The sequence below is a fragment of the Providencia rustigianii genome (assembly GCF_900637755.1).
Taxonomy (GTDB): Bacteria; Pseudomonadota; Gammaproteobacteria; order Enterobacterales; family Enterobacteriaceae; genus Providencia; species Providencia rustigianii.
In genome coordinates this window covers 2,790,859-2,806,181 of record NZ_LR134396.1, presented here as the reverse complement: position 1 = coordinate 2,806,181, position 15,323 = coordinate 2,790,859, and the positions used below count along the sequence as shown (strand labels likewise).

14 protein-coding genes are annotated in these 15,323 nt (G+C 42.8%); 6 read left to right on the top strand and 8 right to left on the bottom strand.

The features are described from left to right. The first annotated feature begins 62 nt into the window (after window positions 1-62). Complete coding sequence (locus tag EL244_RS18340; protein WP_112837243.1) at window positions 63-551, top strand: hypothetical protein; 489 nt, start codon at window positions 63-65, stop codon at window positions 549-551. A 29-nt stretch (window positions 552-580) separates the two neighbouring features. Here EL244_RS18340 and EL244_RS12920 read toward each other — a convergent pair whose 3' ends face one another. Then, window positions 581-1,504, bottom strand: coding sequence for an aminoimidazole riboside kinase (locus EL244_RS12920; RefSeq protein ID WP_126461388.1), 924 nt, complete (start codon window positions 1,502-1,504; stop codon window positions 581-583). 237 nt (window positions 1,505-1,741) lie between these two features. On the opposite strand from EL244_RS12920, the gene EL244_RS12915 reads away from it, so the two are divergent. The 5 genes from EL244_RS12915 to EL244_RS12895 all read left to right on the top strand — a co-directional run bounded on the left by EL244_RS12915 (window position 1,742) and on the right by EL244_RS12895 (window position 8,121). After that, a complete protein-coding gene (locus EL244_RS12915) occupies window positions 1,742-3,004 on the top strand; it encodes an MFS transporter (protein ID WP_006815086.1) in 1,263 nt (420 codons plus the stop codon). Continuing rightward, the gene (locus EL244_RS12910; protein ID WP_126461384.1) at window positions 3,001-4,455 is read left to right on the top strand and encodes a glycoside hydrolase family 32 protein; all 1,455 of its coding nucleotides are present in this window, start codon (window positions 3,001-3,003) and stop codon (window positions 4,453-4,455) included. The genes EL244_RS12915 and EL244_RS12910 overlap by 4 nt, the downstream gene beginning before the upstream one ends. Before the next feature lie 254 nt (window positions 4,456-4,709). Continuing rightward, a complete protein-coding gene (locus EL244_RS12905) occupies window positions 4,710-5,744 on the top strand; it encodes a Fe(3+) ABC transporter substrate-binding protein (RefSeq protein ID WP_126462854.1) in 1,035 nt (344 codons plus the stop codon). Then, window positions 5,728-7,428, top strand: a complete 1,701-nt coding sequence (locus tag EL244_RS12900; RefSeq protein WP_126461381.1) for an ABC transporter permease — start codon at window positions 5,728-5,730, stop codon at window positions 7,426-7,428. Before EL244_RS12905 ends, EL244_RS12900 begins: the two co-directional genes overlap by 17 nt. A gap of 18 nt (window positions 7,429-7,446) precedes the next feature. Then, on the top strand, window positions 7,447-8,121 hold the full coding sequence (locus EL244_RS12895) for an ABC transporter ATP-binding protein (RefSeq protein WP_126461378.1): 675 nt from the start codon (window positions 7,447-7,449) through the stop codon (window positions 8,119-8,121). Window positions 8,122-8,160: 39 nt separating this feature from the next. Here the strand turns inward: EL244_RS12895 and yegD are convergent, their stop codons facing one another. The 7 genes from yegD to nrfB all read right to left on the bottom strand — a co-directional run bounded on the left by yegD (window position 8,161) and on the right by nrfB (window position 15,280). Next, complete coding sequence (yegD, locus tag EL244_RS12890) at window positions 8,161-9,513, bottom strand: molecular chaperone (RefSeq protein WP_126461375.1); 1,353 nt, start codon at window positions 9,511-9,513, stop codon at window positions 8,161-8,163. Between the two features lie 201 nt (window positions 9,514-9,714). Beyond that, complete coding sequence (locus EL244_RS12885; RefSeq protein WP_126461372.1) at window positions 9,715-10,113, bottom strand: hypothetical protein; 399 nt, start codon at window positions 10,111-10,113, stop codon at window positions 9,715-9,717. A 101-nt stretch (window positions 10,114-10,214) separates the two neighbouring features. Next, window positions 10,215-11,288 (bottom strand): heme lyase NrfEFG subunit NrfF, encoded by a 1,074-nt coding sequence (gene nrfF / locus EL244_RS12880; protein WP_126461369.1) that lies wholly within the window; start codon window positions 11,286-11,288, stop codon window positions 10,215-10,217. After that, entirely contained in the window at window positions 11,281-13,062 is a 1,782-nt protein-coding gene (locus tag EL244_RS12875; RefSeq protein WP_126461366.1) for a heme lyase CcmF/NrfE family subunit, read from the bottom strand. Before EL244_RS12875 ends, nrfF begins: the two co-directional genes overlap by 8 nt. A 24-nt stretch (window positions 13,063-13,086) precedes the next feature. Further along, window positions 13,087-14,043, bottom strand: a complete 957-nt coding sequence (nrfD, locus tag EL244_RS12870; protein ID WP_112837236.1) for a cytochrome c nitrite reductase subunit NrfD — start codon at window positions 14,041-14,043, stop codon at window positions 13,087-13,089. Then, window positions 14,040-14,711, bottom strand: a complete 672-nt coding sequence (gene nrfC, locus EL244_RS12865; RefSeq protein ID WP_126461363.1) for a cytochrome c nitrite reductase Fe-S protein — start codon at window positions 14,709-14,711, stop codon at window positions 14,040-14,042. Before nrfC ends, nrfD begins: the two co-directional genes overlap by 4 nt. Then, window positions 14,708-15,280, bottom strand: coding sequence for a cytochrome c nitrite reductase pentaheme subunit (nrfB, locus tag EL244_RS12860; protein WP_126461361.1), 573 nt, complete (start codon window positions 15,278-15,280; stop codon window positions 14,708-14,710). The genes nrfC and nrfB overlap by 4 nt, the downstream gene beginning before the upstream one ends. Window positions 15,281-15,323 lie beyond the last annotated feature (43 nt).

The window sequence follows — 15,323 nt, the reverse complement described above, 5'->3', positions numbered from 1 at the left end:
GATTCGAATTATTCTTTTTGCCGAGGAAGTAAACAGACTGATAATAAACCCAAGGAAATAAAATGGGCATCTATATTTTGAAGGTTATCCCTAAAGAAATTGATTATATTCCCACGACAGAACAACAAAATAAAATTGTTGATTTTTTAGCTGGTTACGACGTTGAAGCAGAGCATATTGACCATGAGGTGAGTCATGGCATTCAATGCCATGCGAATCCTTGTGGTCACGATGTCGTTGCTTGTCCTCATTGCCAAAAACCAATAACACTCGAATGGATATGCGATATTTTGAGTGAAATTTATGATGAGAATGACATGGAATTTCATCTCAATGACCTCTCTTCGCTTCGAGAGGCGCCATGCTGCCAAACATTCATTTCACTGGATAACCTTAATTTCACTAAAACAATAGCCTATTCTATTTATAATGCGGACTTTTGGGGAAAAGACACATGGAATAAAATGGCCGCAGAATTCCCAGAAAAGCTGGATAATAAATTAAGTGAATACATTGGTTTTCCAGCAGAAGTCCTGATGATCCGGATGTGAAAACGCCACACAGATCATCAGTGCTCAGTTTATAAACTGCGCTCTAAATCTTTGCGATATGGCAGTGCAGTCATGGCACCTTTGGCGGTTGTCGCTAATGCGCCACAAGCTTGAGCTTGCTCAATGATCACGCCAAGAGTTTGTTCATCACTCGGTAATCCATGAACGGCTAATCCAGCGAGTAGACCTGCGACAAAAGCATCTCCTGCGCCTGTGGTATCAACGACCATAACAGGTCTTGCTGAAAAATGACGAACTTTACTGTTCCAATACACCATGACGCCATCTTTACCTAAAGTGACCAGTAAAAGTTTTAAATTATAGCGATTAGCTAGTATTTCAATACCTTGATGTAGGTCGAGTTCACCACTAATAAACAATAATTCTTCTTCTGATAATTTAGCGACGGAAGCGAGTTCTAAGGCGCGATGTAAACATTCTCGAAGTAAATTGCTATCTTGCCATAAATCCGTGCGGATATTAGGGTCAAAACTTACCATGCCGCCAGCATTGTGGATTTGTTCCATAGCTAAAAATGTTGTACTGCGGCTTGGTTCTGCACTCAGAGCAATCGAACAAACATGTAGCCATTCATTGGCTTTAAACACGGGTAAATCGGTTGGTTCGATAAATAAATCTGCGCTCGGACGAACCATAAATGTAAAGGTACGTTCACCGTCCTCATCCAGTTCGACAACCACGGTTGAAGTACGGTGCTTGGGATCCCGTTTCATATAGGTAGTATCAACGTTCTCTTGCTGTAGTGTACGTTGCATAAATTTACCGAAGGGATCATCGCCGACTCGTCCAATAAAACCACTACGACCTTCTAGGCGAGAAATTCCTACAGCCACATTTGCAGGAGCACCACCCGGTAATTGTAATAGAACACCGGGTTTTTCAGGTATTAAATCAATAACGGCATCCCCAAGAACCCATACTTTTGCTGTCATGTGTATTTTTCCTAAATCAGTTTTTATGGCGTGGTGCCAACGTGTGTTACTTGCGAGTATAACAACCAATTATCAGTGAAGGGATTCGGAACCTAAGGCTTACGTGATAATCATCACAAACCCATTATGTTAACGTTAACAATTGTGATTAACATCGCATAATTGGGTCAGTAACACTTTCAATCTACTGCCATTACGCCTAACAATGAGTGCAATTTCATCAATGAGAATTTAGGTATGGGAAAGATAATAGGAGCAACTCGGCACGCTTATTTTATCCTTAGCGGCTTGCTATTCACCTTTTTTTGGACATGGTCATCTGCGTTTTCGCTGGTCTCTCTTTGGCTCAGTCAGAAGGTGGGCTTAAAGGGAACGGATACGGGAATTATCTTCTCGGTGATCAGTTTAACCGCATTCTGTGCCCAGCCACTTTATGGATTTATCCAAGATAAGCTTGGATTACGCAAAAACTTACTTTGGTACATTGGTGTGATGCTGGTGATCAGTGGTCCATGGTTTATTTTTGTTTGTACTCCGTTGTTACGTTGGAATATTTTCCTCGGATCAATCAGTTTAGGCGTGTATGTCGGGGCAACGTTTTTCGCTGGGATCGGGGCTTTAGAATCTTACACTGAGCGCGTAAGTCGAATAGCGGGATTCGAATATGGTCGAGCGCGCATGTGGGGATCATTGGGATGGGCTGGAGCGACATTCTTCGCCGGTATCTTATTCAATATTAATCCAAATTATAATTTCGCGATGGGATCGGTATCCGCATTAATTTTCATCATTTTATTATGGAGATTAAGTGATGTTCGTCCTCAAGCGATGAATGAGCTGGAATTTGGTAAAAGTAATGCACTAAAACTGTCAGATGCCTTGGGGTTACTCAAAATGCGTTCATTTTGGTCTCTGGTCGTTTTTGTGTGTGGCGTCAGCGTCTATAACGTATATGACCAACAATTCCCAATCTATTTTGCCTCACTATTTAGTGAACAAAGTCATGGTAATGAAATGTTTGGTTACCTGAATTCACTGCAAGTTTTTCTAGAAGCAGGCGGCATGTTTTTAGCCCCATTCTTAGTCAACCGAATTGGCGCCAAGAATGGATTACTCCTCAGTGGATTTGTAATGGCGCTACGTATCTTAGGTTCGGGTTTGGCAGATGACACCATTACGATTTCTTTCATGAAATTACTTCATGCCGTTGAACTTCCTATCCTACTGATATCTTTATTTAAATATATCACTACAGTTTTCGATAAGCGTTTATCTGCCACAATTTATCTCGTGGGCTTCCAGTTTATTGCCTCACTGTGCGCCACGGTGCTATCCCCATTAGCTGGGATCAGTTATGACCGGATTGGCTTTGCGGATACCTATATGATTTTGGCGGGTATTGTCTTTACGTTAACCATTATTTCTTGTGTGCTGCTGAAATCTGAAAACAGCTCAAAAGTTCACAATGTCAGTATTCAGAAAAAAACGGTAGAACTATGAAACAGAAACTTCAAACTGCGCAATTAGCGCTCGAACAACTCCAAGCTCATCGCGGCGATGAATTTTATCCCTCTTTTCATTTAGCGCCACCGGCAGGGTGGATGAACGATCCCAATGGCTTAACTTGGTTTGCTGGGCGCTATCATGCTTTTTATCAACACCATCCTATGAGTGAAGATTGGGGGCCGATGCATTGGGGGCATGCAACAAGTTCCGATATGGTGCATTGGCAGCATCAACCCATCGCTTTAGCTCCCGGTGATGAATATGATCGCGATGGCTGTTTTTCTGGCAGCGCAGTTGATGATAATGGCGTGCTTTCCCTGTTGTACACCGGACATGTTTGGTTGAAAGAACCCGGAGATGATAGTGGTATTCGTGAAGTTCAGTGCCTTGCAACCAGTGAAGATGGAATCCATTTTGAAAAGCAAGGTGTTGTTCTGACACCGCCAGAGGGCATCATGCATTTTCGTGACCCTAAAGTGTGGCAACAAGATGGATATTGGTGGATGGTTATTGGTGCTCGAGATGCTGCCGATGTAGGGCAAGTTTTATTGTACCGTGGTACATCCCTACGTGATTGGCAACTTGAGCGAGTACTTGCTCACTCCGAATTTGGCGATAGCTACATGTGGGAATGCCCTGATTTCTTCCCTTGCGGAGACCATCATTATTTAATGTTTTCTCCGCAGGGTAAAAAAAGTGAAGGTTATCAATATCGTAATCGTTTTCAATGCGGTGTGTTGCAAGGTCACTGGCAGCCAAATAGCGCATTTGCACTGACATCGACATTCCATGAGTTGGATCATGGGCATGATTTCTATGCACCACAATCCTTTACAACGGAAGATGGTCGTCGAGTGATTATGGCGTGGATGGATATGTGGGAATCGCCTATGCCTTCTAAGCAAGAAAAATGGGCGGGTTGTTTAACATTACCTCGTGAATTATTCGAACGTGATGGCAAACTTTGCCAGCGTCCGGTGCGTGAGATTGAATTATTGCGCCAACAAAGTACGCCTATTGTTGCTCAATCAATCACTGGAACGGAGGTTTTATTTAAAGATGCCCGTAGCGTTGAGCTAGAAATCACGTGGAATATCCAAGATAGTCAGGCTGAGCGCTATGGAATGTGCTTAGGAAATGGGCTTGAATTATATGTTGATAATCAAGCTGAACGGTTGGTTCTGTGGCGTCATTATCCTGAATATGGTTTGGATGGTTATCGTAGTATTCCTTTGCCAAAAACAAACCTTCTCAAGTTAAGAATATTTATCGATTTTTCTTCTGTTGAGGTCTTTGTGAATGAGGGAGAGGCGACGATGAGTAGCCGAATTTACCCGCAGAGAGACCAGCGCCAGTTAGCGCTATTTTCATTCCATGGAAAAGCCATTCTAATGGAAGGGGCATTAAGGCTGCTGGGATTATCCGATACCGAACTAGATGTATAAAAATATCTAATTTTATTGATTTTAAAGGACATCTCAGGGTGTCCTTTTTTAATTTTTAACCTTATTCAAATAATAAAATCAATTATTCTGCATTAATTAATTTTAATTATTATTAATCTTGATTATTTACGAATGGAAATAATTTGCAAACGAGATTCGTTATCATATATACTTTTTTCGACTTACCAAAAATACTCAATAAATAAATTTAAGCATCACTTCACCTTGGAGAAGATCGCAATATGTTGAAAAAAATGTATTTTTTACGTAATAAGACTCGTTTAATTACATTGGCCTCATCGCTTATTGTTACCTGCGCATTGCCAGCGATGGCAAAAGATTCCCTGACTTTGTACACCACTCGCGAACCTGGATTAATCCAGCCGCTTCTGGATGCTTTTACGAAAGAAACTGCCATTGACGTGGATACTGTCTACATTAAAGATGGCATGTTAGAACGCGTTAAAGCCGAAGGTAAAAACTCTCCAGCGGACTTATTAATGACAGTTGATGCTGGGAACTTAATTGATTTAGTTGATGCGGGTGTGACGCAACCGGTTCAATCTGAAGTATTAACTGAAGTGATCCCGGCTTCCTTACGTGATAAAGATAATCAATGGTTTGGCTTATCGATGCGTGCCCGCGTCTTGTATGCAGAAAAATCCATGCCATTAAGCAGCATTACTTATGAAAACTTAGCCGACCCACAATGGAAAGGTAAAATCTGTATTCGTGCAGGTCAACATCCATACAACACAGCGTTAGTTGCAGCGATGATCGCCCATGATGGTGAAGCGAAAACTGAAGCTTGGTTACGCGGCGTGAAAAATAATTTAGCTCGTAAAGCAGCTGGTGGTGACCGTGATGTTGCTCGCGACATTCTGGGGGGTATCTGTGATGTGGGTTTAGCGAACTCCTATTATGTTGGTCACATGAAAAATGCCAAAGAGGGCACTGATGCCCGTCAATGGGGTGATGCAATTAAAGTGGTTCAGCCAACCTTCACCAATGGTGGCACTCACGTCAATATCACTGGCGCAGCGGTTGCTCGTAATGCACCACATAAAGAGCAAGCTGTGAAATTGATGGAATATCTGGTTTCAGTTCCGGCTCAACAGCTGTATGCACAAGCAAACTATGAATATCCAATTCGCAAAGGGGTTCCTTTGGATGCCACGATTAACAGTGCGATTGGTGAAATTAATGTCGATAACATCCCACTGACTGAGATCGTTAAATACCGTAAACAAGCTAGCCAGTTGGTAGATAAAGTTGGATTCGATCAATAAAACAGGCTTATCCAATCAGCGTGGCGCCTTCGGGTTGCCACGTTTTGGTTTTTCGCCGTTAAGTATTTGTGTTGTGGTCATTACGCTTGGCGTGATGACCCCTTTATTATTTCTATTATGGCTTGCCGCAAGTTCGGGTGTCAGTCATTGGGAACACTTGCTGAAGTACGTATTACCGGGCGCGACATTCAATACCCTGATGTTATTACTTGGTGTTGGCGTGTTGGTCATGGTTATCGGGGCAGGCTGTGCTTGGTTAGTTACGGCATTTGATTTCCCGGGAAAACGGCTATTCAGTTGGGCATTATTGCTTCCCCTTGCCATGCCCACCTATATTGTGGCATTTGCGTGGCTCGATTTACTGCATCCCATCGGCCCGATTCAAGAAGTTATTCGCAGTTTATTAGGCTATAGCGGCCCTCGAGAGTTTAGGCTTCCTGACTTGCGCTCCATGACGGGGGCTATTTTATTATTGGGGCTGGTGCTATATCCCTACGTTTACCTCACCATGCGAGCCATGTTTATGAGCCAGCCAGCGCATTTATTGGAGGCCGCTCGTACTCTCGGATTGAGCTCGACAGGAACATTTTTTCGTGTTGCTCTACCCATGGCTCGTCCTGCGCTGGTGGTTGGAACGAGCTTAGCGCTACTCGAAACCCTCAATGATATCGGTGCTTCAGAATTCCTAGGTATAAACACCCTGACAGTCACGGTGTATACCACTTGGGTAACTCGCTCAGACCTAGCGGCAGCAGCGCAAATTGCGTGTTCAATGTTAACAGTGATTATTTTACTGCTGGCCTTGGAATATTATGGACGCAAGAATCAACGTTATAGTACCGGTCGGCAAATGCGAGGAATTTTACCGACTCGGTTAACGGGCGTTCACGCGTGGTTGGCGACCTTATGTACTTTACTGCCCGTATTATTAGGCTTTGTTGCGCCGGCGCTATTTTTAGGCTGGGAAAGTATCAAGCGACTCAGCGATAGCATGGAAATCTCTACCAGCCTCCTACAATCATTACAAAATTCATTATTATTAGCGACGGGCGTGACCGTCGTGGTGACGTTGGTGAGTTTGATTGTGGCATGGTATGCGAGATCAAGTGCAATTTCTGGAGGCTCTCCAGAAACTCGACGTACATTAATGAAAGTGGCTTCACTGGGGTATGCCGTTCCGGGAACGGTGCTGGCTATTGGATTATTAACGCCGGGGATGGCATTGGATAATGTGTTGGCTGAATTATTCAACTATCGGGGCTTACCGTTGCTTTCGTCGGGAATTTTGTTAGTTATCTGCTGTTCTATCCGCTTTATGGCGATTTCGATAGGGGCGATTGATGCGGGATTAACGCGAATTCCACCGAGCATGGAACAAGCGTCAAGATTACTGGGGGAAAGTGAATCCAGAACCTTTTTCCGCGTACATTTGCCCTTGCTGCGCCCAGCATTAGTGACCAGTGCTTTATTGGTGTTTGCTGATGCGATGAAAGAGCTGCCAACTACATTGCTACTCCGGCCTGTTAACTTTGAAACATTGGCAACCTCATTGTATGCCGAAGCGGCACGAGGCACCTACGAAGAAGGAGCCATTGCTGCATTATTGATTGTATTGGCAGGAACGCTTCCCGTGATATTACTGGCGCGTAGTCAATTATCTTCATCCCAGTCAAAACAACAATAACTATAAGGAAGTCTCAAGGTGTCAGACACAATGTTAGTTCTTGATAATGTGCATGTCTCTTATGGGAGTAAACATCAACGAAACCATGTCTTGAATGGCTTTTCTTTGCACATAGGGGCAGGGGAAATTGGCTGTTTACTTGGTTCTTCTGGATGTGGTAAAACGACGGCATTACGCGCTATTGCTGGCTTTGAACATGTAGAGAAGGGCTCGATTTATGTGGGCGGACGCTGTGTAGCAGGGGATGGAATTCATCTTCCTCCAGAACAACGCAATGTGGGAATGGTGTTTCAGGATTATGCGTTATTTCCTCATTTAACCGCGGCGCAGAATATTGCTTTTGGTTTGAGAAAACAGCCGAAAGAATATCAACATGCTCGGGTACATGAATTGCTAGATTTAGTGGAGTTGAAAGAGCTGGCGGGTCGTTATCCTCATGAAATGTCTGGTGGACAACAGCAACGTATTGCTTTAGCACGTGCCTTAGCGCCTCAACCTGCAGTCTTGCTTCTTGATGAACCATTATCGAGTTTAGACCCAGATAGCCGAAAACGTTTAGGGCAAGAAGTCAGAGATATTTTACGTGAAGCGGGACAAACTGCGTTGTTAGTGACCCACAGTGAAGATGAAGCGCAATTGATGGCAAGTAAAATCAGTTATCTGAAAGACGGACGATTGATATCTGAATCGTAAAATAACCATGCCGCTCAACGCGGCATAGTTAATGATCAATTAGTTAAAACAAGTTTGTGCCCAGCGTGCTAAACCGGCGGTCACAGAACCGAAATCATCCCCACGAACAATCGGAATATTTGGCAACTGCTGTTGGATTGCCTGATGTAGGATTGGTGACCGCGCGCTTCCCCCAGTGACAAAAATTGCATCTGGCTGTACACCCCCCTGAATTACCGCTTCTTTGACTAATTCAATCATTTTGCTTTTTGGTGATTCAATGGATTCCACCATTTTTTCTCGACTGATATTCGTCTCCAGCAGCTCTTTGGCTAAAGGGATTTGGGCTAAATAGTTGAGATCATCGGATAAGGCAATTTTAGCTTCTTCTGCTTTACGTACAATGCGATATCCCAAGGTTTGGTGGTAAACCTCAAGTAATCGTGCGATAAGTGCTGGCTCTGCGGCATCTTGCTGTAAACGGGTTAAAGCTGTCAGGTTTGGTCGAGAATAAAATTCTTTTTGAGCTTCGACATTATTAATTGCAATAGGATTCCAAAATTGTAGCAGCGGCATTTTAATACCTGATTGGTATTGGCTTTCCATACCAAACAGCTGCATGAGTTGTTTTAGGGCAATAAAGATATCGAGGTCATTACCACCCACACGTTGACCACTGTGGGCTAATAATGATTGAGTGCGGTCGTGGCTACCACGATAGCTTGGTCCCATCTGAATCAATGAACAGTCGGTAGTACCGCCACCAATATCAACCACCAGAATAATTTGGTCTTGTGATAATGTTGCTTCATATTCCAATCCGGCCGCTACGGGTTCAAATTGAAATTCGATATTTTTAAATCCAGCCCGCTTAGCTGCCTTCATTAGAATGGCTTCTGCCTGCTGGTTAGCTAGCTCTCCACCGCGACCATGAAAGTTAATTGGGCGACCGATAACCGTATCGAGGATCTCTTGCTGGGTTGTCGCTTCTGCGGTGTGCTTAATATTCGCCATCATGGCACAAACGAGATCTTCAAAGAAACTGACTTGTGTTTCATGAAGACCAGAGGCACCAAGGAATGATTTTGGGGATTTAACGTAATAAACATCCCGAGGATCGCGTAGGTAAAGTTCCAGTGCCGCCTGACCAAAGACGATATCTTCAGGAACTAACTCAATGCCTTCCTCTTGGTTAAAGGCGATAGAGCGGCGTAAAATTTGCTGACCAATTTGGTCACTTGGAGAGATATTCAGATGACGAAATAAATGTTCAGAGACAGACTCTCTTGTCGGCGCACAAAGGGTTGATGGGATGTAAAAGTGATTTCCTTCTAACGGTAATAGTTGAGGTTTTCCCTCTTTCATCATTGCGACAGAACAGTTAGATGTGCCGTAGTCAAAACCAATAAACATTTCGCCTCCAAAATTTAGGGTGCCAAGAAAAAAGTGGAAAACTGTATATCAAGCACAGCTGAATTGCTATCTGAACCGCATGTTTATTTTTGAGATTAAGCAAACTAGAAAGAATGAGGGCATGAATAATGGCAAGATTAGCTAATCAACCCAGTAATCACTTACTGGGGGAACTAATCATATTCTGTTAAGTATTAATTTTTATTTCTGACAATTTTTATTCCAGATAGAATTAAATTCATCAAGAGGAAATTCTATTCCCTCTCTCTCTAATAATGGAATAGAGACAACATTTCGGCCATCTTGGTGTTGATAGGTTTTTACGATAAAGCGGTGGTAATTATAGGTGTTTCTAGCGTCAAAAACGAGAACCTGACCGCAGACATACCCCAAGATACCATGATCGAGAGTTTCTCTTATTTCATGGTATTTAACGTCTTTAAATTCCACAGTTTTAGGATAATCTAAAAGATCCTCAACAGCAGCCTGTGATTTTTTGACAATATCTAAGTTCGGTGTGTAGTTAACCATCACCCCCGCTAAAAAAGCGCTACCCGCAATAAGCGTATAGACTAAGAGTGAAAACATCTTATTTTTCATAATATTGATTGTTCTAAATTAGAATATTTAACAATTAAATTTATTATTATTTTTTATCAATGTGAGTTATTGAGAAGAAAATAAAAGAGAAAGAAATTTTATTATTTGGCATTATTTTCCATTAATTTTGCCATTTGAATTGCTTCAATAATTTGTGCTCGATTAATTCGGTTACTATTGTTGTCGAGTAATGTTTGCCAGATATTAATCGCGGTAGCGTAGTTTGCATTCATAAATGCATCTGACGCTAATAACATGAGAGCGGTGACTTCATTTTCATCTAGACTCAGTGCTTTGTCTATCATTTTTTGCACATCATCCGTAAGCTGCTGTCCAGCTTGATAATATAATACGGCAGCAATAGCTGAATATAACTGTGCATTTTCGCCTGAATATTGTAAGGCATAACGGTAGGCTATTAAGGAATTTTGATAGCTATTTTGATATAAATAATATTCACCTAGCGTAGCCCATAGCTCGCTATTGTCAGGCGTCTGGCGAATATCGTCTTGCAAGCGTTGTAAGTCACGGGTCTCTTGTTGAAGAGGCGTAAAAGATTGCATGGGATCGGTCATCACTTGGTAGGACTCAAGCACTAATTGAAAACGAGGTAATGCAAAATAGCCTACCATGACAACGACTAAAATAAAGCTCATAAAAATATAATGATATTTAAACCATACAGATTTACTTAGTTCAGTATTTTTAATATCTAAAGGTAATAACTGACTTTCACTATAATCAGGATTATCAATCAATATTAATGAAGTTTCGGACTGATTATTTTTTTTCTTAAATAATCCGAATCGCCATAAAATAAATATTATAGTAATAATAGAGAGTAACGGTAGTAGCCATAATAATGATGTACCGAGAGAAAAGGATGGATTGTATAATACAAAATTCCCATAGCGTTCGGTCATATAAGCGATAATCTGTGATTCTGCTTTCCCCTCAGCAACCATTTTAAAAACTTGATGGCGCATACTGACAGCGGTAGGGGCGTTTGATTCCAATAAATTTTGGTTTTGGCATTGTGGGCAACGTAGCTGAGAAGCAATCTGTAATGAGATTTCTTGTTCTTCAGAAGAGCTAAATTGCCATGTATCGACAATTTGAGCATGGACACTAAAAGTACAGATTAACAATAAAAGGCTAACAATGAATTTAACCATTTTTGCGTCCTCTACCCCAGCTAATCAATGCCCCAAAGCACATAACGAAGCCACCTAGCCAAATCCATTGGATCCCATCTTGAACATAAAAACGCATAGCGTAACGATCAGAACCTGTTTTTTCCCCTAAAACCACATACCAGTTACGCAGCCAACCCCAATGGATCCCCGGCTCAATCATGAGTTGTTGTCGGGCTGAATATAAACGGCGCTCTGTAATGATATTAAACAGAGATTGATGATTTTGTTTAACCTGAATTAGCGCTTTTTCTGTGGTGTAATTCGATTCTGCGGCAAGTTGCAACTGCTCAAATTTAAATTGATAACCCGCTAACGAGATAGATTGTCCAACGGAAATATTCAGGCTAACTTCATGTCGATTTGTGGCTGAAAGTAAAATACCTACAGCGAAGAGCAAAACCCCTGAGTGAGCCACTAAAGCAGGAAGTTTAGCCTTTAGGATGGTGCCAAATTGGCGATAGAGTGATGCCTTGCTGCTGGTATTAATCGTTCGATAATGAATAGTGCTTGCGAGAATAACCAGCAACATAATCAAACCAAACGGCAATAAGGCTTGATTGAAATAGGGCGCGCCTACCGATATTTTTCCTAACCCGAATAGCCCATAAATCATTGGGTAGAGTGTACCAATTAGCACAATCAATAGAACAATAGAAAATAGAATTAAGGCGAGTAATAAATAAATTTCTCGGGGTGCTTTTCTTTCTAAATGAGAGGGGGGAAATTTGGCTTTCGAGCCATAAATAAAGAGTGTGCCAAGGCTTAATACACTGAATAATAAAAACAGTGGAACCGCTCTGACATTATCTAAAGCAAACGCGTGAACCGAAACCAAGATCCCTGAGCGAACAATCAACGTACCGAGCAAAGCTAGAATGAGGGTCAATAGCGCTAATAACATTGACCAGTGGCGGTATAATCCGACTCTGCGGGTGATGGCTAAGCTATGTAATAGTGCGGTCGCCGAGAGCCATGGGAGCAACGATGCATTTTCGACGGGATCCCAAAACCACCATCCTCCCCAGCCTAATTCACTGTATGCCCACCAAGAACCCAGAATAATACCGCAAGTGAGTATGCACCAACTTGGAATTGCAAAGCGCCAACATAGGCGTCCAATCGCGGGGCTAGCATCATCGGATAAAATTGAAGGGTAAGCGAGTAACCAAGCTAATACTAATGCCGCGACTAACATTAAGCCACTGTAGCCGAGATACAGTAAAGGGGGATGCAGGATTAATCCCCAATGTTGCAACATCGGATTGAGATCTCGTCCCTCAATCGCAGGTGGAAAGATCCGTTCAAAAGGGTCTGAATAAAAGACGATAAACAGCAATAATGCCATACTCATGGCGGCTAATATGGCGAGTGTTAGTGGGAAAAATGAACTATTTTGCTGGCGATAGCGCCAAGCGAATAATGTACTCCAACCGGAGAAAAAGAGTACCCACAGAAGTAAAGAGCCTTCATGACCACCCCAAACAGCGGCAATTTTAATCACTAAAGGAGATAAGCGATGGCTATGTTGTGCTACATAAACTACCGAGAAATCACTGTTAATAAAACTAAGTGTTAGGCAAATAAAGGCAATGAGAAGAAAAATAAATTGTAGAGACGTGCAAAGCACGCCCCGAGACATTTGACTCGGAGCGTGTTTGAATGCTCCCACAATCCCACAGAAGGCGTGGAAACTGGTGATACACAGTGCCAGTAGTAGGCTGATAAAACCTATTTCTGGAAGAAAAATGTCCAAATATCACCTTTACTTATTAACGGGTTAGGCAACGGTTAATTGACCTGCATATAACACAAAGAAGCGCAGGAAAAACACCCCGATTAAGCTAGCACCACTGACGATTAACACTCGAAAAGCTTGGCTACTGTTTTGTTGCCATTTTTTCAATGCCAGTGGGATCACGAAGCCAACACCTATAACGCCAATCCAGAACCACCAAGTCCAGAAGCCGCCACCAAGAGCTGCAACTAATGAACGTAGTTTTCCATCATCCCCTAGCGCTAGGCCAATAAAAAATGCGGCCAGTAAAAACAGTTCTAACCAGACGACGAAACCTTCAACTTTATGTAAAAAAGTGGTTTCTTGGTTATGAATATTTTTACGATAGCGTAGGGCGATAGTCATTAAACAGACCGCTAACCCCGATGAAATTCCAGAGAATAAGAATAAAGCGGGCAGTATTGGGTTGTTTAAGAAAGGATAGGACTTTAACGCGGATAATAAAAATCCAGTGTAGGCGCCAAGTAATACCCCAAGTACTAGCATTGCGATATCTAGCGTACGAACTGCTCGATTTAACATAGCGAGTAGACGAGGGATCAGGGTGAGTTTAGGTAACCATTTTTGTTGTAGCGCTATCACCTCTTTTTCATAAATTTTAGCCAGCCAGACCACTAAAACAGCCATATATACCTGAAATAGCATAACCCCCATCGACATCACGGAGGTTGGACTATAGTGGAACATTAACTTCCAGAATGTCCATGGACGGGTCAAATGGAGGATCAGGATCAATAGACCGAGAATAATGGTGCTTGGTGCTAAAACTAAAGTGACTCGCATAATAGTGCTGTCACTGCCAGCGGCGTTAGGATAATAACGGCGCATTAGAACTGCGAGTACGACCAAGCCTGCGGAGATACCGATCAAAAATAGATATACCGCAATTGGCCAGTCCCAAACTAAGGATTCAAAATGGAAAGCTGAAGCAGTTGTCATTGGCTAACCTCCCCATATTTAAAGGGAACTCGATACATTTTAGGTTTTGTACCAAGAGCGATTTTGAATCGATAAGTCGGTTTTTGGCTTAGCATCAAGGAGACGGCACTGTTTGGGTCGTCTAAATTACCAAAAACCAATGCCTTAGTTGGGCAAGCTTCAACGCAAGCGGGTTGCTTACCTTTTTTAAGATTGGTTTTACGGCAAAAGTCGCACTTATCTGCAGTTTTGTTTATAGGATGGATAAATCTGACACGGTAAGGGCAAGCCGCAATACAGTATTGGCAGCCTACACACAAGTCAGGGTTAACATCGACGATCCCCGTTGCTTTATCGATGAATGACGCGCCAGTAGGGCACACATCGACACACGGGGCATGTTCACAATGCTGGCAAGAATGGCGGAAGAAACGATATTTGATATCAGGAAATTGACCAATCGGCTCACTACGAATAATGGTGAGCCTCGACACCCCTTCAGGCACTTGATTAACTTCACGACATGCATCCATACATGCGGTACAGCCAATACACAGATTTTCATCGTGGATCATGCCGTAGCGCACTCCATCAATCTTCATGGTATTGGCGAGAGAATTCCCCGCAATACCGCCTACCGCCGCCAGTGCTCCTGAATAAATAATGAATTGACGACGAGAACAACTCATGGCTGCTCCTTAAGCACATTGACCGCAGCAGGATTAAAATTCGGGTTATCCCGTTGGTCAGAGTGGCAATCAACACAAATTTTTACCCGACCTTTATCCGTCAACACTTTCATCGTATCTTGTTGAGGGTGAAGGTCATGACAGCTGGCACAGGCAACTTTGGTGACATGAACATCGTGTGGCCAGAATGCTTTTTGCAGTTGTTCCGGTAAGTGGCAGGATAAGCAGACACTATTTTGTTGCTCCACGGTATACATCGGATTATTAAACCGCATGACATCCTTGACTCCTTCTCGGTGATCGGGAGCTGGTTTACCATGACAGTTAGTGCAGGTCACGGGTAAATTGTTATTCGGGTTAATGACCTCAGCATGCGTACCGTGCATGCCTTCTTTATCGGGTTTATGGCAATCAAGGCAAGCGGCATCAGGGCTACGCTGCTGCGTTACCAACCAACGTCCATCTTTGGCAGCATCTTCCGCCATTTTCGGTGTCGCAGATGTAGCCATTGCCCATAACAAGCCTGATGCCAGCACCCCAGCAGTTAATAACGAACGTAGTACGCTCATATTCACTCCATTGGTTATCTCACCCCAGAATAACTGGGGTGAT

Excerpts from the sequence above, each read along its gene's own strand:
- nrfC (WP_126461363.1), bottom strand. The coding sequence starts at position 14,711 with ATGAGTTGTTCTCGTCGTCAATTCATTATTTATTCAGGAGCACTGGCG.
- EL244_RS18340 (WP_112837243.1), top strand. The coding sequence starts at position 63 with ATGGGCATCTATATTTTGAAGGTTATCCCTAAAGAAATTGATTATATT.
- EL244_RS12915 (WP_006815086.1), top strand. The coding sequence starts at position 1,742 with ATGGGAAAGATAATAGGAGCAACTCGGCACGCTTATTTTATCCTTAGC.
- EL244_RS12910 (WP_126461384.1), top strand. The coding sequence starts at position 3,001 with ATGAAACAGAAACTTCAAACTGCGCAATTAGCGCTCGAACAACTCCAA.
- EL244_RS12905 (WP_126462854.1), top strand. The coding sequence starts at position 4,710 with ATGTATTTTTTACGTAATAAGACTCGTTTAATTACATTGGCCTCATCG.
- nrfF (WP_126461369.1), bottom strand. The coding sequence starts at position 11,288 with ATGGTTAAATTCATTGTTAGCCTTTTATTGTTAATCTGTACTTTTAGT.
- nrfB (WP_126461361.1), bottom strand. The coding sequence starts at position 15,280 with ATGAGCGTACTACGTTCGTTATTAACTGCTGGGGTGCTGGCATCAGGC.
- EL244_RS12920 (WP_126461388.1), bottom strand. The coding sequence starts at position 1,504 with ATGACAGCAAAAGTATGGGTTCTTGGGGATGCCGTTATTGATTTAATA.
- nrfD (WP_112837236.1), bottom strand. The coding sequence starts at position 14,043 with ATGACAACTGCTTCAGCTTTCCATTTTGAATCCTTAGTTTGGGACTGG.
- EL244_RS12885 (WP_126461372.1), bottom strand. The coding sequence starts at position 10,113 with ATGAAAAATAAGATGTTTTCACTCTTAGTCTATACGCTTATTGCGGGT.
- yegD (WP_126461375.1), bottom strand. The coding sequence starts at position 9,513 with ATGTTTATTGGTTTTGACTACGGCACATCTAACTGTTCTGTCGCAATG.